At 64.0% G+C, this 18498-nt stretch carries 18 protein-coding genes; 5 read left to right on the forward strand and 13 right to left on the reverse strand.

Annotated elements, in window-relative coordinates:
- Window positions 1-10: 10 nt before the first annotated feature.
- Together RUGAMON1_RS14520 and RUGAMON1_RS14525 are read right to left on the reverse strand one after the other, a co-directional pair.
- Window positions 11-1447, reverse strand: coding sequence for an RCC1 domain-containing protein (locus RUGAMON1_RS14520; RefSeq protein WP_445231185.1), 1437 nt, complete (start codon window positions 1445-1447; stop codon window positions 11-13).
- A gap of 279 nt (window positions 1448-1726) precedes the next feature.
- Entirely contained in the window at window positions 1727-4102 is a 2376-nt protein-coding gene (locus tag RUGAMON1_RS14525) for a YgiQ family radical SAM protein (RefSeq protein WP_510167298.1), read from the reverse strand.
- Between the two features lie 159 nt (window positions 4103-4261).
- Between RUGAMON1_RS14525 and RUGAMON1_RS14530 the strand changes: the two genes are divergently transcribed.
- A complete protein-coding gene (locus tag RUGAMON1_RS14530; RefSeq protein ID WP_445231187.1) occupies window positions 4262-4771 on the forward strand; it encodes a DUF1269 domain-containing protein in 510 nt (169 codons plus the stop codon).
- 112 nt (window positions 4772-4883) lie between these two features.
- Here RUGAMON1_RS14530 and RUGAMON1_RS14535 read toward each other — a convergent pair whose 3' ends face one another.
- The 4 genes from RUGAMON1_RS14535 to RUGAMON1_RS14550 form a co-directional block, all read right to left on the reverse strand.
- Window positions 4884-5165, reverse strand: a complete 282-nt coding sequence (locus tag RUGAMON1_RS14535; RefSeq protein ID WP_445231188.1) for a DUF4404 family protein — start codon at window positions 5163-5165, stop codon at window positions 4884-4886.
- Window positions 5166-5174: 9 nt separating this feature from the next.
- Entirely contained in the window at window positions 5175-5384 is a 210-nt protein-coding gene (locus RUGAMON1_RS14540) for a VF530 family protein (RefSeq protein WP_116993833.1), read from the reverse strand.
- Window positions 5385-5471: 87 nt separating this feature from the next.
- Window positions 5472-7616 (reverse strand): M3 family metallopeptidase, encoded by a 2145-nt coding sequence (locus RUGAMON1_RS14545; protein ID WP_445231189.1) that lies wholly within the window; start codon window positions 7614-7616, stop codon window positions 5472-5474.
- A 26-nt stretch (window positions 7617-7642) separates the two neighbouring features.
- Window positions 7643-9772, reverse strand: coding sequence for a M3 family metallopeptidase (locus RUGAMON1_RS14550; protein WP_445231190.1), 2130 nt, complete (start codon window positions 9770-9772; stop codon window positions 7643-7645).
- A gap of 214 nt (window positions 9773-9986) precedes the next feature.
- On the opposite strand from RUGAMON1_RS14550, the gene RUGAMON1_RS14555 reads away from it, so the two are divergent.
- The gene (locus RUGAMON1_RS14555) at window positions 9987-10376 is read left to right on the forward strand and encodes an MmcQ/YjbR family DNA-binding protein (protein ID WP_445231191.1); all 390 of its coding nucleotides are present in this window, start codon (window positions 9987-9989) and stop codon (window positions 10374-10376) included.
- On the opposite strand, the gene RUGAMON1_RS14560 is transcribed toward RUGAMON1_RS14555, so the two are convergent.
- A complete protein-coding gene (locus RUGAMON1_RS14560) occupies window positions 10345-10902 on the reverse strand; it encodes a TMEM175 family protein (protein WP_445231192.1) in 558 nt (185 codons plus the stop codon). The genes RUGAMON1_RS14555 and RUGAMON1_RS14560 overlap by 32 nt on opposite strands.
- 152 nt (window positions 10903-11054) lie before the next feature.
- On the opposite strand from RUGAMON1_RS14560, the gene RUGAMON1_RS14565 reads away from it, so the two are divergent.
- Window positions 11055-11336 (forward strand): hypothetical protein, encoded by a 282-nt coding sequence (locus RUGAMON1_RS14565; protein WP_445231193.1) that lies wholly within the window; start codon window positions 11055-11057, stop codon window positions 11334-11336.
- Window positions 11337-11351: 15 nt separating this feature from the next.
- Here RUGAMON1_RS14565 and RUGAMON1_RS14570 read toward each other — a convergent pair whose 3' ends face one another.
- Both RUGAMON1_RS14570 and RUGAMON1_RS14575 read right to left on the reverse strand, forming a co-directional pair.
- Window positions 11352-11834, reverse strand: coding sequence for a hypothetical protein (locus tag RUGAMON1_RS14570; protein ID WP_445231194.1), 483 nt, complete (start codon window positions 11832-11834; stop codon window positions 11352-11354).
- Between the two features lie 21 nt (window positions 11835-11855).
- Window positions 11856-12302 carry an SRPBCC family protein gene (locus tag RUGAMON1_RS14575; RefSeq protein WP_445231195.1) on the reverse strand — a complete coding sequence of 149 codons (447 nt, stop codon included), beginning with the start codon at window positions 12300-12302 and terminating at the stop codon, window positions 11856-11858.
- 158 nt (window positions 12303-12460) lie between these two features.
- Between RUGAMON1_RS14575 and RUGAMON1_RS14580 the strand changes: the two genes are divergently transcribed.
- Both RUGAMON1_RS14580 and RUGAMON1_RS14585 read left to right on the forward strand, forming a co-directional pair.
- Window positions 12461-14095, forward strand: coding sequence for a TonB family protein (locus RUGAMON1_RS14580; protein WP_445231196.1), 1635 nt, complete (start codon window positions 12461-12463; stop codon window positions 14093-14095).
- Between the two features lie 49 nt (window positions 14096-14144).
- Window positions 14145-14612, forward strand: a complete 468-nt coding sequence (locus RUGAMON1_RS14585) for a heme-degrading domain-containing protein (protein WP_445231197.1) — start codon at window positions 14145-14147, stop codon at window positions 14610-14612.
- On the opposite strand, the gene RUGAMON1_RS14590 is transcribed toward RUGAMON1_RS14585, so the two are convergent.
- The 4 genes from RUGAMON1_RS14590 to RUGAMON1_RS14605 all read right to left on the reverse strand — a co-directional run bounded on the left by RUGAMON1_RS14590 (window position 14613) and on the right by RUGAMON1_RS14605 (window position 18490).
- On the reverse strand, window positions 14613-14828 hold the full coding sequence (locus RUGAMON1_RS14590; RefSeq protein ID WP_020703788.1) for a SlyX family protein: 216 nt from the start codon (window positions 14826-14828) through the stop codon (window positions 14613-14615).
- Window positions 14829-14864: 36 nt separating this feature from the next.
- Complete coding sequence (locus RUGAMON1_RS14595; RefSeq protein ID WP_445231198.1) at window positions 14865-15320, reverse strand: cache domain-containing protein; 456 nt, start codon at window positions 15318-15320, stop codon at window positions 14865-14867.
- A gap of 64 nt (window positions 15321-15384) precedes the next feature.
- Window positions 15385-17445, reverse strand: a complete 2061-nt coding sequence (locus RUGAMON1_RS14600) for a UvrD-helicase domain-containing protein (protein WP_332853891.1) — start codon at window positions 17443-17445, stop codon at window positions 15385-15387.
- Between the two features lie 52 nt (window positions 17446-17497).
- Window positions 17498-18490 (reverse strand): zinc-binding alcohol dehydrogenase family protein, encoded by a 993-nt coding sequence (locus RUGAMON1_RS14605; RefSeq protein ID WP_445231199.1) that lies wholly within the window; start codon window positions 18488-18490, stop codon window positions 17498-17500.
- Window positions 18491-18498: the final 8 nt, after the last annotated feature.

An 18498-nucleotide genomic window follows, 5' to 3' on the forward strand; every position in this document is an offset into this window, starting at 1 on the left:
GTAGTACTACTTAGTTGGGAATGGCGACCGGCACCGGCGCCTGGGCATTGTCGCCCTTGCCCAGCTGGCCTTCCGCGTTGCGGCCCCAGCCCCACAAGGTATTGTCCGAGCGCAGGCCGAAGCTGTGCAGCGCGCCCGCGGTGACCGACAGCCAGTTGTTGGCCGTGCCCACCTGCACCGGCGTCGGGCTGTCCGGGCCACCGGTGCCGAGCTGGCTCTCGGCGTTGCTGCCCCAGCCCCACAGCTGGCCGTCGCGGGTCACCGCCATGGTGTGGGTGGAACCCGAGGCCGCCGCCAGCCAGTTGCTGCCGACGCCGATCGGGGTCGGCGCGTTGATGTTGGTCGAGCCATTGTTGCCGACCTGGCCAAAGGTGTTGTTGCCCCAGCCGTACATGGCGCCGTCGGTGCGGATCGCCACCGAGTGGTTGGCGCCGGCCGCCAGCGACGACCATTGGAAGGCGCCGATCTTGGCGGGAGACAAAATGTCCACCAGGCCGCCGTTGCCGACCTGGCCGCTGGCATTGCCGCCCCAGCCATACAGGTTCAGGTTGTCCTTGACGATGGCCAGCGTATGGGTGTCGCCGGCGCTGACCGACAGCCAGGCCTTCAGGCCGGTCGGCAGCGGCACCGGGGTCGGCTGCAGCCGGTCGATGTTGGTGCCGTCGCCCAGCTGGCCGTTGAAGTTACGGCCCCAGCCGTACATGGCGCCGCTGGTCTTGATCGCGAACGCGTGCGACTTGCCGGCCGCCACAAAGGCCCAGTCGGTGTCCTTGCCGACCTTGGTCGGGATCGGATGCTGGTCGGTGTCGGAGGTGTTCAGGCCCAGCGTGCCGTTCTGGTTGGAACCCCAGGTCCACAGGGTGCCGTCGCTGCGCAGCGCCACCACGAATTGTTCGCCCACCGCCACCTGCTTCCACAAGGTGCTGCCGCCGCTAACCAGCACCGGCGCGTTGCGGTCGGTCTTGGTGCTGTCGCCGAGTTGGCCGCGGATGTTCGAGCCCCAGCCGTACAGGCTGCCGTCGGACTTGTGGCCGATGGTCTGGTTGCCGCCGGCGGCCACGCCGTTCCACTGCGCGATGACGTTGATGGCCAGGGTGCCGACCACGCCGTCCTGGGTCGCGGTCACGATGTCGGAGCCGACCGCCTTGCCGGTCACATTGCCGGCCGGGACGATGGTCGCCACCGCGCCGGCGCCCTTGAAGGCCCACACCAGGCCGGAGGCGGTGTTGAGCGCCTTGGTGCTGTTGTCCGAATACGTGCCGGTGGCCGTCAGCGGCACCGCGATGCCGATCGGGATGGTGGTGCTGGCGCTGGCCGTGATGGCGATGGACTTGAGCGTCACCACCGTCGGCGTGGTGGTCGTGCTGCCGCCACCGCCGCCGCCGCATGCGGCCAGGATGGCCAGCACGGGCGCCAGCAACAGGGTCGAGAATTTAAAGTTTTTCATGTTCTTCCAGTTCACAGAATGAGGTCTGCGTGCGGGGCCAACCGGACCGGCGGCCAGCTTGCAACCAGTGTAGCCGCAAGCGGTCTCCACGCATCGTCCGAGCAAGCCTGAATTATCCACGCAATTGCACCGATGGGGGCATTTAACAACATTTCCGGAATGAAATAGACGAAAAAAAAGCAGCGCCACCGTCGCGACGCTGCTTGCCGGACCGGCCGGGTGGGCCGATCGCGGTTGATGTGCGGCTTATTTGCTGCTTATTCGCCGCTTATTCGCCGCTTATTTGCGGCCGCGCGGGGCCGGCTTGGCGCCCTTGGCCGGCGCGGCGGCGGCCGGCTTCTTGACCTTGATGGTGTCGAGGATCGAGGCGCGCGGCTTGGTGTCGAGCGACTGCCGCGCCGTCAGCGAACCGGTCAGCGCATTGGCGCGCTGACCCTGATGACGGGCCGGCGGCTGGGCGCTGGCGACGATGCCGGAACGGGCGCCCTTGGCGCTCGGCGCCGGGCCGGACGGCGTGCGCCGGCTCGGATCCGGCGCATTGCCTTCGCCCGCCGACCACGACGGGATCAGGTGCTTGTCGCCGTTGCCGATCAGGTCGCCGCGCCCCATGGCCACCAGCGCCTCGCGCAGGATCGGCCAGTTCTCCGGGTCCTGGTAGCGCAGGAAGGCCTTGTGGGTGCGGCGGATCTTGCCGCTGCGCGCGGTCTCGACCACTTCCGAATCCTCGGTCACCTTGCGCAACGGGTTCTTGCGCGTGTGGTACATGGTGGTGGCCATCGCCATCGGCGTCGGCATGAAGGTCTGCACCTGGTCCAGCTTGAAGTTGTTCTTCTTCAGCCACAGCGCCAGGTTCAGCATGTCGAGGTCGGTCGTGCCGGGGTGGGCCGCGATGAAATACGGGATCAGGTACTGCTTCTTGCCCGCCTCCAGCGAGAAGCGGTCGAACATTTCCTTGAACTCGTCGTAGGCGCCGATGCCCGGCTTCATCATCTTCGACAGCGTGTTTTCTTCCGTGTGCTCCGGCGCGATCTTCAGCAGGCCGCCCACGTGGTGGGTCACCAGTTCCTTGACGTATTCCGGCGAACGCACGGCGATGTCGTAGCGCAGGCCCGACGAAATCAGGATCTTCTTCACGCCGGGAATCGCGCGCGCCTTGCGGTACAGCGAGATCAGCTTGCTGTGGTCGGTGCCCAGGTTGACGCAGATCGACGGGTACACGCACGACAGGCGGCGGCACGATTCCTCGATCTTCGGGTCCTTGCAGGCCAGCCGGTACATATTGGCGGTCGGGCCGCCGAGGTCGGAAATGGTGCCGGTGAAGCCCTTGGTCTTGTCGCGGATGTGCTCGATCTCGCGCAGGATCGACGGCTCCGAGCGGCTCTGGATGATGCGGCCCTCGTGCTCGGTGATCGAGCAGAAGGTGCAGCCGCCGAAGCAGCCGCGCATGATGTTCACCGAGAAGCGGATCATTTCCCACGCCGGAATGCGGGCCTTGCCGTACGACGGGTGCGGCGCGCGCGCGTAGTTCATGTCGTAGACGCCGTCCATCTCGTCCATGCGCAGCGGCAGCGGCGGCGGGTTGAGCCAGACGTCGCGCTCGCCGTGCGCCTGCACCATGGCGCGGGCGTTGCCGGGATTCGACTCCAGGTGGAACACGCGCGAGGCGTGCGCGTACATCACCGGATCGGTGCTGACGGTTTCGTACGACGGCAGCCGCACCACGGTCTTGTTGTGCTTTTCCCTGGCCATGGCCTGGCGCTCTTCGCGGCTCATGATGCGGATAGTCTTGATCACCTCGACCGGCACCACCGGCTTCGGCTCGACCATGCCTTCGTCCACTTCGCCCTTGGCGCCGCCGTTCTCGGTGGCGCAGGAGGAGGTGTTCTGCTGCACCATCATGTACGGATCGGGATGGGTGTCGATCTTGCCCGGCACGTCGACGCGGGTGCTGTTGTGCACGCCCCAGTCCGCGTCCGGCAGCCAGCCGGCCGGCACCATGAAGGCGGTGCCGCGCAGGTCGCGGATGGACTTGATGTCCTCGCCGGCGGCCATGCGGTGGGTCAGGTCGACCAGCGCGCGCTCGGCGTTGCCGAAGATCAGCAGGTCGGCCTTGGAATCGGTCAGCACCGAGCGGCGCACCTTGTCCGACCAGTAGTCGAAGTGGGCGATGCGGCGCAGCGACGCCTCGATCGAGCCGATCACCACCGGCGTGCCAGGATAGGCTTCGCGCACGCGCTGGGCGTAGACGGTGACGGCGCGGTCGGGACGCTTGTTCGGTTCGCCGTTGGCGGTGTAGGCGTCGTCGGAGCGGATCTTGCGGTCGGCCGTGTAGCGGTTGACCATCGAGTCCATATTGCCGGCCGTGATGCCGTAGTACAGGCGCGGCTTGCCCAGCGCGCGGAAGGCGTCGGCCGAGTGCCAGTCCGGCTGCGAGATGATGCCGACGCGGAAGCCTTGCGCCTCCAGCAGGCGGCCGACCAGGGCCATGCCGAAACTCGGATGGTCGATGTAGGCGTCGCCGGTGACGAGGATGACGTCGCACTCGTCCCAGCCGAGCGCAGCCATTTCGGCGCGGGACATCGGCAGGAAAGGCGCGACGGCAGCGCGGGCAGACCGTTTCGGGACGGTCGCAAATAAATTGGTAGGGGAGCTCATATGGGACGGCATTGTACCGGAAATGCCTCCGCTCCGCTCATGGCCGAAAGAAAAATTCTTTTACTATTCAATCACTTGAGTGTAAATGATGATGGATTTACATTGCTATAGTCCGCAACTTTGCTATAACGGTTAGACACCTGTCACCGGGAGACCATTATGCGACGCCGACTTTATTTCATGCTGCCCGACGTGCCGAGCGCCCGTTCCATGCTGGACGAGTTGCTGCTGGCGCGGATCGAAATCGGCCATATGCGCTTCATGGCCAGGGATGGTCTGCCGTCGGACATGCCGGACGTCAGCTTCCTGCAGAAGACCGACCTGGTCCACGGCGCCCAGCTGGGCGTGGTGATCGGCGCCATCGTCGGCCTCGGGGCCGGCGTGTTCCTGACGCTGTTCCCGGTGGACGGCATGACCTTGCGCACCGCCGCCATCCTGCTGGTGGCGCTGGGCGGGGCGATTTTCGGCGGCTGGGCTTCCGGCATGAACGCGGCGGCCGTGCCGAACACCCGGCTCAAGCAGTTCATGCCGCGCATCGAGCAGGGCCAGGTGCTGTTGATCGTGGACGTGCCGGTGCGGCGCGTCGAAGAAATCGAAGAGATGATCGCCAAGCGTCATCCCGAAATCAGCTTTGGCGGTATGGAACCGCCGATGCTGGCGTTTCCGTAACGCCGGCTGCCCGGGGACCTAGGTTCCCCGGGTCCTTGAATACCACCCCGCAAACCGGAGCCGTGGGGTCAGACCCCGTACGGGGTCTGACCCCTGTGGCCGCATTGCGGGTTTAAATCCCCATGCTGGACAGGATATTGCCCAACTCGCGCAGGGCCGGCTCCAGTTGCGGATGCTGGGCGGCGAACTTGGCCGAGATTTCCTGGGTGCGTTCGGCCAGGCCGAAGGTGGAACTCTCTGCCGGCGAGGCCTCGGCGGCGGCGCGCCGTTCCAGCAGCTGCTTGATGTCGCCGTCCAGCTGCGTCAGCAAATCCTGCAATTCCTCGTCGATCGGGCCGGCGTTGGCCAGATGGCTGCGCAGGGAACTCAGTGATGTCTTCAGATTGCTGTCCATAATCAACCCCTAGTCGGTAAATTTCGTGGCGACGTAGAGTTCTTCGACTCTGGCGCGGGCCCACGGTGTCTTGCGCAAAAATTTCAGGCTGGACTTGATGCTCGGATCGCTGATGAAGCAATTGATGTCGATCCGTTGGCCCAGCTGTTCCCAGCCGTAATGCGCGTGCAAACGGGTTACGATGGCTTCCAGCGTCACGCCGTGCAGTTCGTTACTCATAGTTCTATCTTACTCACAAAATGAAAGGGCCGGACTCGATTCTTACACAAATCGCGCCCGGCCCCTGCTTCCTTGCTGAACTTCGGCTTACTTTTCGGTCAAGCCACGGCGCTCCAGCAGCGGTTCGATCTGCGCATCGCGGCCGCGGAAGCTGCGGAACATCTGCATCGCGTCCATGGTGCCGCCTTTCGACAGCAACATCTTGCGGAAGCGGTCGCCGTTCTTGCGCAGCATGCCGCCGTTCTCGGTGAACCAGTTGACGGTGTCGGCATCGAGCTTTTCCGACCACAGGTAGCCGTAGTAGCCGGCCGAGTAACCGCCCGCGAACACATGCGAGAAGTAGGTGGTGCGGTAGCGCGGCGGCACCGGCGCGTAGTCGACGCCGGCGGCCTTCAGCGCGGCCGCTTCAAAGCCCAGCACATCGGCCGGGATCTGCGACGCGCCCAGCTGGTGCCATTTCTGGTCCAGGATGGAGGCGGCCAGGTACTCGGTGGTGCGGTAGCCTTCGTTGAATTTCTTCGAGGCGATCACCTTGTCCAGCAGTTCCTGCGGCATCGGCGCGCCGGTCTGGTAGTGCTTGGCGTAGTTGGCCAGCACCTCGGGCCAGACCGACCACATCTCGTTGACCTGCGACGGGAACTCGACGAAATCGCGCGGCACGCGGGTGCCGGAGAAGCGCGGATAGTTGACGTCGGAGAACATGCCGTGCAGCGCGTGGCCGAACTCGTGGAAGGCGGTGCGCAGTTCGTCGTAGGTCAGCAGCGTCGGCTCGCCGGCGTTCGGCTTCGGAATGTTGAGGTGGTTGGCGATCACCGGATGCGTGCCCATCAGCTTGGACTGCGACACATAGGCATTCATCCAGGCGCCGCCGCGCTTGTTGCTGCGGGCGTAGTAGTCGCCGATGAAGATGGCCAGCTGCTTGCCGTCGGCGTCGAACACGTCCCATACGCGCACGTCCGGATCGTAGACCGGCAAGTCCTTGCGCTCCTTGAACGTCAGGCCGTAGACCTTGTTGGCGGCGAAGAACACGCCGTTGGTCAGCACGTTGTTCAGTTCGAAGTAGGGCTTGAGCTGGTTCTGGTCGAAGTTGAAGCGCTCGGCACGCACCTTGTCGCTGTAGAAGGACCAGTCCTGCGCCGCCAATTGGAATTTATTCCCGCCAGCGCCGTGTTCCTTGTCGATCACAGCCTGGATCTCGGCGCCTTCTTTTTTGGCGTTGGCGACGGCCGGGCGGGCGAACTCGGACAGCATCTTGTTGACCGCTTCCGGCGTGTGCGCGGTCTGGTCTTCCAGCGAGTAGGCGGCGAAGTTGGCATAACCGAGCAGCGCAGCCTTGTCCGCGCGCAGCTTGGCCGTCTTCAACACCACTTGCGTGTTGTCGTACTTGCCGCCGTGGCTGCCGCGCGCCAGCGAGGCGGCCATCAGCCGTTCGCGCACGGCGCGGTTGGTCAGCACCGCCAGGTTGGCCTGGCCGGTGGTGTTGACCACCGGGATCGCGAACTTGCCGTCCAGGCCGCGCGCCTTGGCGGCGGCGGCTGCGGCGTCGATCGCCTTGTCCGACATGCCGGCCAGCTCTTCGCGGGTGTCGACGATCAGCGCCGAGGCGTTGGCTTCTTCCAGCACGTTCTGGGCGAAGCTGGTGGACAGCTGGGCCAGCTCGCCGTTGAGCGCCTTCAGTTTCTCCTTGTCGGCGCTGGACAGCTTGGCGCCGGCGCGCACGAAGTCGGTGTTGTAGCGTTCCAGCAGGTACAGCGACTCGGCGTCCAGGTGCAGCTTGGCGCGCTTGTCGTACAGCGACTTGATGCGGGCGTACAGCTTGGCGTTGAGGCGGATCGCGTCGCTGTGGGCCGCCAGTTTCGGCGACAGCTCACGCTCCAGCGCCTTGAAGCTGTCGTTGGTGTTGGCGCCGGACAGGTTGCCGAACACGCTGGACACGCGCGACAGCAGCTGGCCGGATTTCTCCATCGCCACGATGGTGTTGGCGAACGTGGCCGGCTGCTTGTTGTTGGCGATCGCGTCGATCTCGGCGGCGTTGATGCGCATGCCTTCGGCGAAGGCCGGACCGTAGTCCTCGTTCTTGATCTGGTCGAACGGCGGGTAGCCGAACGGCAGCGTGCTGGCCTTGGCGAAGGCATTGCTGGCCGGCAGCATGGAAGCTGGCTCGGCCGCGTGCGCGACGCCGCAAACGGCCGCCACGCCGGCGGCGAGCAGCAGGTTAAGGTTGGTGTTCATCTGGTTTTTCTTATAAACGGTTTATATTATTTCAGGCCACGACGGTCCAGCAGCGGCTCGATGATCGGATCGCGGCCGCGGAAGTTGCGGAACAGATTCATCGCATCGTCGGTGCCGCCGCGCGACAGCAGCTTGGCGCGGAACCAGTCGCCGTTTTCGCGTTTCAGGCCGCCTTTTTCCTTGAACCATTCGACGGTGTCGGCGTCCAGTTTCTCGGACCACAGGTAGGCGTAGTAGCCGGCCGAGTAGCCGCCGGAGAAGCTGTGCGAGAAGTAGGTGGTGCGGTAGCGCGGCGGCACCGGCGCGAAGTCCACGCCCATGTCCTTCAGCGATGCCGCTTCAAAGCCCAGCACGTCGGTCGGGATCTGCGACGGCGTCAGCTGGTGCCAGCGCTGGTCCAGCAGCGAGGCCGACAGGTATTCGGTGGTCAGGAAGCCCTGGTTGAATTTCTTCGAGGCGATAACCTTGTCCAGCAGTTCCTTCGGCATAGGCGCGCCGGTCTTGTAGTGCTTGGCGTAGTTGGCCAGCACTTCCGGCCACACGGCCCACATCTCGTTCACTTGCGACGGATATTCGACGAAGTCGCGCGGCACGCTGGTGCCGGAGAAGCGCGGGTACTTGACGTTGGAGAACATGCCGTGCAGCGCATGGCCGAACTCATGGAAGGCGGTCTTGACTTCGTCGTAGGTCAGCAGCGTCGGCTCGCCGGCCGGCGGCTTCGGAATGTTGAGGTGGTTGGCCACTACCGAGTGCGTGCCTAGCAGCGACGATTGCGAGCTGTACTCGTTCATCCAGGCGCCGCCCTGCTTGTTGCTGCGGGCGTACATATCGGCCAGGAAGATGGCCAGTTGCTTGCCGTCGGCGTCGAACACATCGAACACGCGCACGTCCGGGTTGTACACCGGCAGGTCCTTGCGCTCCTTGAACGACAGGCCGTACAGCTTGCCGGCGGCGTAGAACACGCCGTTGGTCAGCACGTTGTTCAGTTCGAAGTAAGGCTTGAGCTGGTTCTCGTCGAAGGCGAAACGCTGGGCGCGCACCTTGTCGGTGTAGAAGGCCCAGTCGGAGGCGTCGATCTGGAAGCCGCCCTTGTCGGCGTCGACCACGGCTTGCAGGTCGGCCGCTTCTTTCCTGGCGTTGGTGACGGCCGGCTTGGCCAGTTCGCCCAGCAGCTTGTTGACGGCGGCGGTGTCGTGCGCGGTCTGGTCTTCCAGCGAGTAGGCAGCGAAGTTGGCGTAGCCCAGCAGGGTGGCTTTCTCGGCGCGCGCCTTGGCGATTTTCAGCACCACTTCGCGGCTGTCGAATTCACCGCCGTGGCTGCCGCGCGTCAGCGACGCGGCCATCAGGCGTTCGCGCACGGCGCGGTTGGTCAGCACGGCCAGCGGCGGCTGGCCGCTGGTGTTGACCAGGGCGACCAGGAACTTGCCGTCCATGCCCTTGGCCTTGGCCGCTGCGGCAGCGGCGTCGATGGCGGCGTCGGTCATGCCGGCCAGTTCTTCGCGGGTGTCGACCACCAGCGCCGAGGCGTTGGTTTCCTTCAGCACGTTCTGGGTGAAGGTGGTTTGCAGGGTGGCGATGGCGCCGTTGATGGTCTTGAGTTTTTCCTTGTCGGCGTTGGACAGCTTGGCGCCGGCGCGGACGAAATCGGTGTGGTAGCGTTCCAGCAGGTGCTTGGATTCGGCATCGAGCTTGAGCTTGTCGCGGTTGTCGTACAGCGATTTCACGCGGGCGTACAGCTTGGCGTTCAGGTAGATGGCGTCGCTGTGGGCGGCCAGCTTGGGCGACATCTCGCTATCGATCGCGTCGAGCTTGTCATTGGTGTTGGCGCCTTGCAGGTTGCCGAAGGTGGTTTGCACGCGGGTCAACAGCTCGCCGGATTTTTCCATGGCGACGATGGTGTTCTCGAACGTGGCCGGCTTCTTGTTGTCGGCGATCGCTGCGATTTTCTTCAGCTGGATGCGCATGCCTTCGGCGAAGGCCGGCTGGAAGTGCTCGTCCTTGATCTTGTCAAATGCCGGATAGTGGAACGGCAGCGTGCTGGCGGCGGCCAGCGGGTTGCCGGCCAGCGCAGCGGCGGAGGCAGGTGCGGCCAGCACGGTCTGGGAGAAGGCCAGGCCGAGGGCGGCCGCGATTACGAGCACTTGAGGACGGGACATGGTGACATCTTTCATTAAACGCCGAGGGAAAATGCTGACGCGCCTAAGCGCAGCATGGAAGCGCAAGATGATATCAGGGTGATATGGCGGCAGTCACTGGCAAAAAATGCTGCACTGCACTTGGTTGGAAAGCCGGGGCTTTTTCCGAAGAATGCTTTGTCGAATTGGCATTTTTACAGCTACACTGAGGTTCCGTTGCAACATCACCGCAGAAATGAACACCCAACAGCTGAAACGACATTGCCAGCAATACCCCGGCGTGGTGGAAACCCTGCACGGCGAGCCGTCCAATATCCTGGTCTACAAGGTCGGGGACAAGACCTTCGCCTACTTCAAGACCAGCGAGCCGGAGCGCTGGCGCTTCAGCGTGCGCGTGACGCCGGACCGCTTCCTGGAGCTGACCGACGTGCCGGGTGTGAAACCGGCGCGCTACATGGGACGCTTTCACTGGGTGACCATCGTCGACGTGAGCAAGTTCCCGGCCGATTATCTGGCCGAACTGGTGACGGAATCGTATCGCCGCGCGGTGGAGTCGCTCAGCAAGGCCAGGCAGAAGGTCTTAAGCCAGCAAGCTAGCGCTGCTCGAAGCGGCGATCCGGGATAAACCAGATCATCGCGACGAACACGTAGGCCGCGAAACCGGCCATCGGTTCGACCAGCGACAAGCCGATGCCGACCAAATACAGCAGCGAGGACAGCTTGCCCTTGCGGTCCTTGCCCAGCGCAATCCGCAGTGCTTCGTTATTGACCGCCAGGCACTTGGCCAGGATGAAGTAGGCGGAGCTGGACATGAACAGGATGAAGCCATAGCAGGCCAGCGGCAACGCGGCAAAATGGTTCTCGCCCATCCAGCCCGTCACGAACGGCACCAGCGACAGCCAGAACAGCAAATGCAGATTGCCCCACAGCGCGCCGCCGGTGACCTTGCTGACGGTGTGGATCAGATGGTGGTGGTTGTTCCAATAGATGCCGACGTAGATGAAGCTCAGCACATAGCTGAGGAACACCGGCCACAAAGGCTGCAACGCCGCCCAGTCCGCGCCATGCGGCACCTTCAGTTCCAGCACCATGATGGTGATGATGATGGCGATGACGCCGTCGCTGAATGCTTCTAACCTGCCTTTGCCCATGCCTGCTCACCGCTCCTTTTTGAAAGTACGGCAAGCTTAACCGAATCCTTCACTGCCGGGTCGGCTATAGCGTTCAGACCTGTATCAATCGTGTGCTCTATGCTGCGCAGGCATGCTGGCGTAAAGTGGTGGATGCCTCCGAGGAGCCCACTATGAACGGCAATAATCAGCCCCAGCAGGAACAGCACCGCATGGCCGAACGCGTTGCCCATCTTGAGACGGCGATCGACTACCAAGGCCAAGCGCTATCGGGGCTACGCGAGGAAACGCGCGCTGGCTTCGCCCGTGTGGACAACGAGTTCGTTCGAGTGCATGAGCAGCTGATGAAGATACGCACCACGGACTTCCGTATCCTGCTAAGCATCTGCCTGACCACGGCCCTCGGCACGGTGGGCTTGCTCATCAAGGTCTTTGGTCTGCTCCCGACGCATTGACCGAGAGCCCGACAATCAGTAGCTGCTGTCGATTCGGTAGGTGATGGTCACACTGCCCTTGACGGCATACTGCTTCAGGCGCATCGCCGCGACGCCGCCCACGCTCTCTTGCGGAAAACGAATCTCAAGGCGATTGCTCGCGAGCCATTTGACATCCGGGCCGTTGCGCAGATTATTGGTCGCCGGATCACGGAAGCTCCCGCAACCGCCCACGTAGACCACCTGGGCATCGTCGCGCGCATCGACCTTCACGTCGGCGGGTATGACCACGACCGTATCGATGCAATAGGGAGAAATGCCGCCGCCGCCATTCTCGTTGAGCAGCACCGCCTTGTACCTGCCATCAGGCGAGCGCATCTCCTTCGTTTGGAAGGGCTGGTCTCCGAAGTAGCCCAGTAAAAACCGCGCCGCGCCTGCCAGCAGGGCCAACAAGCCCACCAGCGCCAGAATATTTTTAAGCCAACGTCCGACAGCACGGCGTCCAGCGAATATCTCCAATTTTTCGATCCTCTATATTTTTTACTCGCGTATCTCCGGCTCCACCAGCTGCGCCAGCAGCACCAGCGACTCTTGCCAGCCCAGGTAGCAGGCTTCCGTCGGGATCACCGCCGGTATGCCTTCCTGCACCACCTTCAGCTCGACGCCGCAGAACACGTCGCGCAGCGTCACGGTGGTCTGCATCACGCCGGGCAGGTTGGGATCGTCGAACTTGCCGGTGTAGACCAGGCGCTGGTTCGGCACCAGCTCCAGGTACTCGCCGCCGAAGTGATGGCCGCCGCCAGTGGTGAAGTTGGTGAACGACATGCGGTAGCCGCCGCCCACCCTGGCGTCCAGCGCATGCACCTTGCCGGTGAAGCCATGCGGCGGCAGCCATTTGGCCAGCGCGTCGGCATCCAGGAAGGCGCGGTAGACGCGCTCCGCCTTGGCCTTCAGTACCCGTTGCAGTTGTACAGTATTCGTAGTCATGATCGTATCTCCTGAGAGTGAGAGGACATCCCTCTGCAAGCTACGACGAACGACGGTCCGTAAAATCGACACGCCACGCCTATCCTGCCGGTAATAGACAACTAAGCAATTTCCGCCTATCCTGCCCGTTTTCAAATTTGAAACATTAAGGATACGCTATGGGCCAGACTTTTTCCACCCGGCGCTTGCTGGCTGCGGCGCTCGGCGTCACGGTCTCGCTGGCCGCCCATGCCGCTGAGACGCGCACTCAGCCATTCGCCGATTTCAATAGCTGCGCCAAACCGGCCTGGCCCAAGGAAGCGCTGCGCAAGGAACAAGCCGGCACCGTGACCCTGTCCTTCCTGATCGCCGCCGATGGCAGCGTGGTCGATACCAAATTGGTCCGCTCCAGCGGCTTCCCGCTGCTCGACGAGGCGGCCATGGGCGGCCTGCGCCTGTGCCGCTTCAAGCCGGGCACCGTAGACGGCAAACCCGTCAGCGCCTGGCAACAGATGCAGTACGTGTGGGAACTGGAGGGCGTCTCCCGGATCAAGGTCGATCAGCAAGCAGTGAAGCAATACCACGATGCCGCGCTGGCCGGCGATCCCGAAGCGCTGTACATGCTGGCCAAGGCCTACAGCAACGGCGCGGCCAATCAGGCGGCCAGCCTGGAGCAGTTCCGCGCCAAGCTGGACAAGAGCCTGGCGGACGCGCAATTCGAACTGGCCCATCGGCTGGCGAACGGATCGGACGCGTCCAGGGACCAGGCCGAGGCGACAGTCTGGTATCGCAAAGCCGCGCAAGCCGGCAACCCGACGGCACAGCTGGAGCTGGGCTACCGCTATGACCATGACAAGGGCATCGCCAGGGATTATGCCGAGGCGATGGCCTGGTATCTGAAAGCGGCCGCACAGGGCGACCACCAGGCGGAAAGCAATATCGGCGTACTGCATGCCTATGGCCGCGGCGTTCCGAGCGATCTGGCCGAAGCCGCCAAGTGGTATCGCAAGGCGGCCGATGGCGGCAACACCTGGGGCGAGGCCAACCTGGGCTTGTTCTACCTGTACGGCAAAGGCGTGGCCGAGGATCTGCCGCAGGCGCTGCATTGGCTGGAACGGGCGGCCGCCAAGCACAACGCCGACGCCGAACGCGACCTGGCCACCATGTACCTGACCGGCAAAGGCGTCGCCCAGAACAACGAGGAAGGCTTGCGCTACCTGCGCCTGGCGGCGGCCGACAACAACGTCGGCGCGCAAATCCGCCTGGGCCTGGTGCTATCCCACGGCCTGTTCGGCGTCGCCGCCGATCCGGTCGAGGGCGTGAAATGGCAGCGCGCCGCCAGCAAGAGCGGCAACGCGGTGGCCGAGAACAACCTGGGCTATGCCTACGAAACCGGCAGCGGCGTCGCCCAAGACTATGTCGCCGCGCGCGACTGGTATATCCGCGCCGCCGGACAAGGCAACGGCAATGCCCAGGCTGCGCTGGGCGGCCTGTACGAGCATGGGCTGGGCGTCGACAAAGACCTGGGCCGCGCAGCGGTACAGTACCAGCTGGCGGCCGCGCAAAACAATGCGGATGGCCTGTATCGCCTGGCGGCATTGCACGAAGCCGGACTGGGCGTGCAGCAAAGCGCGGCGACCGCCGCCGCCATGTACCTGCGCTCGGCCAACCTGGACTTCGAAGCCGCCATGCGCCGCCTGGCAACCGCCTACAAAAAGGGCGAACTGGGCCTGAAGGCGGATGCGGCGCAGGCGCGCGCATGGCAAGCCAAGGCCGAGCAAAGGGCCGCAGCTCCGCGATTCGACTTCCGCTAATCCGGGCAGCTCGGCTACACTGCCGTCTTGTACCGGATGAGGATCAACGATGGAAAATTATGTCGAGCTGCTGGAAACCCTGGCGCAGCAGGAAAAGGAATTGCAATTCACCGCCTTCACCAGCGACACCGCGCTGGCGCTGGGTCTGAAGGTGGTCGATCTGGCCAGGCAACGCGACAAGAGCGTTACCGTTAACGTGACGGTCAACGGCAAGGTGCTGTTCCACCATGCGATGCAGGGCGCGACGCCGGACCAGGCCGACTGGATACGCCGCAAGAGCAATGTGGTGACGCGCTTCGGCCGCTGCTCGTTTCATATCGGCACGGACTATAAAAATCGCGGCGTGGCGTTCGAGGAAGTGAAGTACCTGGACCCGAAAGAATACGCGCCCTACGGCGGTTCCTTCCCGGTGGTGGTCAAGAATGTCGGACTGATCGGCACGGCCACCGTCTCCGGCCTGCGCCAGGCGGAAGACCATGCGATCGTGGTCGAGGCGTTGCGGGCAGTGCTGGCGTAATCAGTAATGCGGTGGCGGCTCGTGCGCCAACGCGCCGCCGCCTCCGCCGCCTTGCGCCTGGTCGCGCACATGCTGCACCAGCGCCGCGCACATCTGCTCGAGCTTGTCGATCTGCTGCTGCTGCTCGTAGACGCGCTGGTTCAGCGACTCCACGATGTGCTCCTGGTGCGCCAGTTTGATTTCAATATCGATAAAGCGGTCTTCGTTGGTGCTCACGGCATACTCCCTGCTGGAAAGCACGCATTCTACCCCTCACTTGAGGTAGACCCCGCCGCAAACCACCATGTCGTCTTCCGGCACGCAATACATGGCCTTCGGTTCGATCTGGCCGCTGATCGGATTGGTGAACTTGTAGTCCTGCCAGAACGGCTGCTTTTTCTTCGCCAGTTCGACCCGTTCCTTGACGAAGGCCTTGCCGTCGACGTCCTTAATTTCCAGCAGGTTCTTGCCGATCATCTTGGCGTTGGCGCCGTGCGCGCGCACCACGCCGTCCAGGCCGTACACGGTCAGGTACAGGTCGCGGTCGGTGAACTGGCCATCCTTCTTGCTGATTTCGCCGTAGGTTTTGTCCTTGCCATTGGACTTCAGGAACTTCAAGGCTTTATGCACCATCGCCTCCGCTTCGGCCTTGGTGGCAATGTCGGCGGCGCGGGCGGCAGGCAGCAGCGCGCAGGCGAGAACAACAGACGCAATGAGCTGGGTACGCAAGTGTCACCTCCGGTGAAATCGCGCCAGATTGGCACATGCCGATGCTAGCACAAGGCCAGTCCGATTACGTCTTCGGTGTGGTTAAAAGTTCCTTCATGCGTGCCAGCCGCTCCTTCGGCGTCAGCACCTCGGACTCGGCCGGCACGGCGTTGCCGACGTCGAGCTCCATCTCCTTGATGAAGCGCGACGGATCGCAATGCACCTGCTCGCCCGCGCGCTTGCGCTTCTTGCACCAGGTGATTTGCAGCGTGCGCTGCGCGCGCGTGATGCCGACGTACATCAGGCGCCGCTCTTCCTGCACGCGGGCGGCGATGGTCTCGGCCGGCGCATCGGGATCGCCCTTGTGCGGCAGGATGCCTTCCTCGACGCCGACCAGGAACACGTGCGGATACTCCAGTCCCTTCGACGCGTGCAGGGTCGACATGCGCACCGCGTCCGGGTCTTCGTCCTGGCCTTCGAGCATGGACATCAGCGCCACCATCTGCGTCAGCTCCAGCACGTTCTTCTCCTCGCTGTCGCGGTCCTTGCCGCCACGGCCGCGCTCCTTGAGCCAGTTGGTGAACTCCAGCACGTTCTGCCACCTGGCCTGCGCGGCGCGCTCGTCGAACATATCGTAGAGGAAGGATTCGTAGTTGATCGCTTCCAGCAAGTCGTCCAGCACCTGCGCCGCGTTGTCGCCGCTGCCGCTCGGACCGGGCCGGCTGGCGCGCGCTTCCAGGTTGTTGATGAAGTTGCAGAACTCGCGCAGCGGCAGCAGTTGGCGGTCGTTCAACAGTCCCTCGATACCGCCCTTGAACACCGCCTCGAACAGCGAGCACTGCCATTGGCCGGAGAAGGTGCCCAGCGTTTCCAAGGTCGACTGGCCGACGCCGCGCCGTGGCGTGGTCACGGCGCGGATGAAGGCCGGGTCGTCGTCGGTGTTGGCCAGCAGGCGCAGGTAGCTGATGATGTCCTTGATCTCGGCCTTGTCGAAGAAGCTCTGGCCGCCGGAGATCGTGTACGGGATGCGCTCCTTGCGCAGCGTCTGCTCGATGATGCGGGCCTGGTGGTTGCCGCGATACAGGATGGCGTAGTCGGACCACTTGTTCTTGCGCTGGAAATGGTCGGCCGAAATCATGATCGCCACCTGCTCGGCCTCCTGGTCGTCGTTGGCCATGCCCAGCACGTTGATCGGCTCGCCCAGGCCGTGCTCGGACCACAGCGATTTCTCGAACAGCTTGGGATTGTTGCCGATCACCGCGTTGGCCGCTTGCAGGATGCGGGTGGTGGAGCGGTAGTTCTGCTCCAGCTTGATCACCTGCAGGTCGGGGAAGTCGGTTTGCAGCGTCTTCAGGTTTTCCACCGACGCGCCGCGCCAGGCGTAGATCGCCTGGTCGTCGTCGCCGACGGCGGTGAACATCGGCTTCTTGCCGATGCCCGTCACCAGCAGCTTGACCAGCTCGTACTGGCAGGTGTTGGTGTCCTGGTACTCGTCCATCAGCAGGTAGCGCAGGCGGCGCTGCCACTTGTCGCGCACCGGCTCGTTGCTGCGGAACAGCTCCACCGGCAGGCGGATCAGGTCGTCGAAGTCCACCGCCTGGTAGGCCGACAGGGTCGCCACGTAGCTGGCGTAGATGCGCGCCGATTGCGCCTCGTCCTCGTCCTTGGCGTTGTGCAGCGCGATGGCCGGGTCGACCAGGCCGTTCTTCCACAGCGAAATATCGGTCTGGATGCGCCGCACCACCTGCTTGTCGGTGGTGATCGCCATGTCCTGGATCAGCGAGCCGCAATCGTCGCTGTCCATGATGGAGAAGCGGTCCTTGAGGCCGACGCCGTTGGCTTCCTGGCGCAGGATCTTGACGCCCAGCGAGTGGAAGGTCGAGACGGTCAGCTGCTTTGCCTGCCGAGGCTGCTTGAGCAGCTTGGCGATACGTTCCTGCATCTCCAGCGCGGCCTTGTTGGTGAAGGTCAGCGCGGCGATGGTGCGCGGATCGTAGCCGCGGTCCTCGATCAGGTGGGCGATCTTCTGGGTGATCACGCGCGTCTTGCCCGAGCCCGCGCCGGCCAGCACCAGGCAGGGGCCGTCCAGGTACATGACGGCCTCGCTTTGCGGGACATTAAGACCGAATTGGGGGGCTTTGGACATCAGGCAACGATCTGGCTAGGGAACAGCCAGTCATTGTACAGCCCCCGGCCGCTCAGAAGCCCGACAACACGATCTTGCCGATGGTGCGGCGACTTTCCAGCGCCTCGTGCGCGCGGCGCAGGTTGGCGGCGCTGATCTTGCCGACCACCTCGCCCAGCGTGGTCTTCAGCTTGCCGGCGTCGATCAGCGTTGCCACTTCGTCCAGCAGCTTGTGCTGTTCGATCATGTCCGGCGTGCCGAACATCGAGCGGGTGAACATCATTTCCCACACCCAGGTCACGCTCTTGGCGAACAGCTTGTCCATGTCCAGCGGCGCGGTGTTGTGGACGATGCTGACCACCTTGCCCTGCGGCGCGACCACTTGCGCGATGGCGTCGAAGTGCGGATCGGTGTCGCTCAGGCACAGCACGTAGTCGACGCTGGCGATTTCCAGCGCCAGCAGTTGCGCCGCCATGTCGCCGTTGTGGTCGATCACGTGGTCGGCGCCCAGCTCACGCACCCACTTGGCCGATTCCGGACGCGAGGCGGTGGCGATCACCGTCAGGCCGGCCAGCTGCTTGGCCAGCTGGATCGCGATCGAGCCGACGCCGCCGGCGCCGCCGATCACCAGCACGCGTTTGCCGGCATCGGCGCCGTCGCGGCGGATCGCCAGGCGGTCGAACAGCGCTTCCCAGGCCGTGATCGAGGTCAGCGGCAGGGCGGCTGCGTGGTTGAAGTCCAGGCTGGCCGGCTTGCGGCCGACGATGCGCTCGTCGACCAGGTGGTATTCGCTGTTGGCGCCGGGGCGGACGATGCTGCCGGCGTAGTAGACGGCGTCGCCCACCTTGAACAGGGTCACGTCCGGGCCGACGGCGGTCACGGTGCCGGCGGCGTCCCAGCCCAGCACGCGCGGGGCGGCGTCGGCCGCTTCGCCGGCGCGCACCTTGGTGTCGACCGGATTGACGGAGACGGCTTCGATCTTGACCAGCAGGTCGCGCCCGGTGGCGACAGGCACGGCGATTTCCACATCTTGCAGGGCGGTGTTGGTGACGGCGATGGCTTTCATGGTTTGCT

It is taken from the genome of Duganella rhizosphaerae (genome assembly GCF_040364205.1).
Taxonomy (GTDB): domain Bacteria; phylum Pseudomonadota; class Gammaproteobacteria; order Burkholderiales; family Burkholderiaceae_D; genus Rugamonas; species Rugamonas rhizosphaerae.

What these genes read in the sequence shown, in the direction of transcription:
- RUGAMON1_RS14520 (WP_445231185.1), bottom strand. Translation starts at nt 1,447, where the DNA reads ATGAAAAACTTTAAATTCTCGACCCTGTTGCTGGCGCCCGTGCTGGCC.
- RUGAMON1_RS14525 (WP_510167298.1), bottom strand. Translation starts at nt 4,102, where the DNA reads ATGAGCTCCCCTACCAATTTATTTGCGACCGTCCCGAAACGGTCTGCC.
- RUGAMON1_RS14530 (WP_445231187.1), top strand. Translation starts at nt 4,262, where the DNA reads ATGCGACGCCGACTTTATTTCATGCTGCCCGACGTGCCGAGCGCCCGT.
- RUGAMON1_RS14535 (WP_445231188.1), bottom strand. Translation starts at nt 5,165, where the DNA reads ATGGACAGCAATCTGAAGACATCACTGAGTTCCCTGCGCAGCCATCTG.
- RUGAMON1_RS14540 (WP_116993833.1), bottom strand. Translation starts at nt 5,384, where the DNA reads ATGAGTAACGAACTGCACGGCGTGACGCTGGAAGCCATCGTAACCCGT.
- RUGAMON1_RS14545 (WP_445231189.1), bottom strand. Translation starts at nt 7,616, where the DNA reads ATGAACACCAACCTTAACCTGCTGCTCGCCGCCGGCGTGGCGGCCGTT.
- RUGAMON1_RS14550 (WP_445231190.1), bottom strand. Translation starts at nt 9,772, where the DNA reads ATGTCCCGTCCTCAAGTGCTCGTAATCGCGGCCGCCCTCGGCCTGGCC.
- RUGAMON1_RS14555 (WP_445231191.1), top strand. Translation starts at nt 9,987, where the DNA reads ATGAACACCCAACAGCTGAAACGACATTGCCAGCAATACCCCGGCGTG.
- RUGAMON1_RS14560 (WP_445231192.1), bottom strand. Translation starts at nt 10,902, where the DNA reads ATGGGCAAAGGCAGGTTAGAAGCATTCAGCGACGGCGTCATCGCCATC.
- RUGAMON1_RS14565 (WP_445231193.1), top strand. Translation starts at nt 11,055, where the DNA reads ATGAACGGCAATAATCAGCCCCAGCAGGAACAGCACCGCATGGCCGAA.
- RUGAMON1_RS14575 (WP_445231195.1), bottom strand. Translation starts at nt 12,302, where the DNA reads ATGACTACGAATACTGTACAACTGCAACGGGTACTGAAGGCCAAGGCG.
- RUGAMON1_RS14580 (WP_445231196.1), top strand. Translation starts at nt 12,461, where the DNA reads ATGGGCCAGACTTTTTCCACCCGGCGCTTGCTGGCTGCGGCGCTCGGC.
- RUGAMON1_RS14585 (WP_445231197.1), top strand. Translation starts at nt 14,145, where the DNA reads ATGGAAAATTATGTCGAGCTGCTGGAAACCCTGGCGCAGCAGGAAAAG.
- RUGAMON1_RS14600 (WP_332853891.1), bottom strand. Translation starts at nt 17,445, where the DNA reads ATGTCCAAAGCCCCCCAATTCGGTCTTAATGTCCCGCAAAGCGAGGCC.
- RUGAMON1_RS14605 (WP_445231199.1), bottom strand. Translation starts at nt 18,490, where the DNA reads ATGAAAGCCATCGCCGTCACCAACACCGCCCTGCAAGATGTGGAAATC.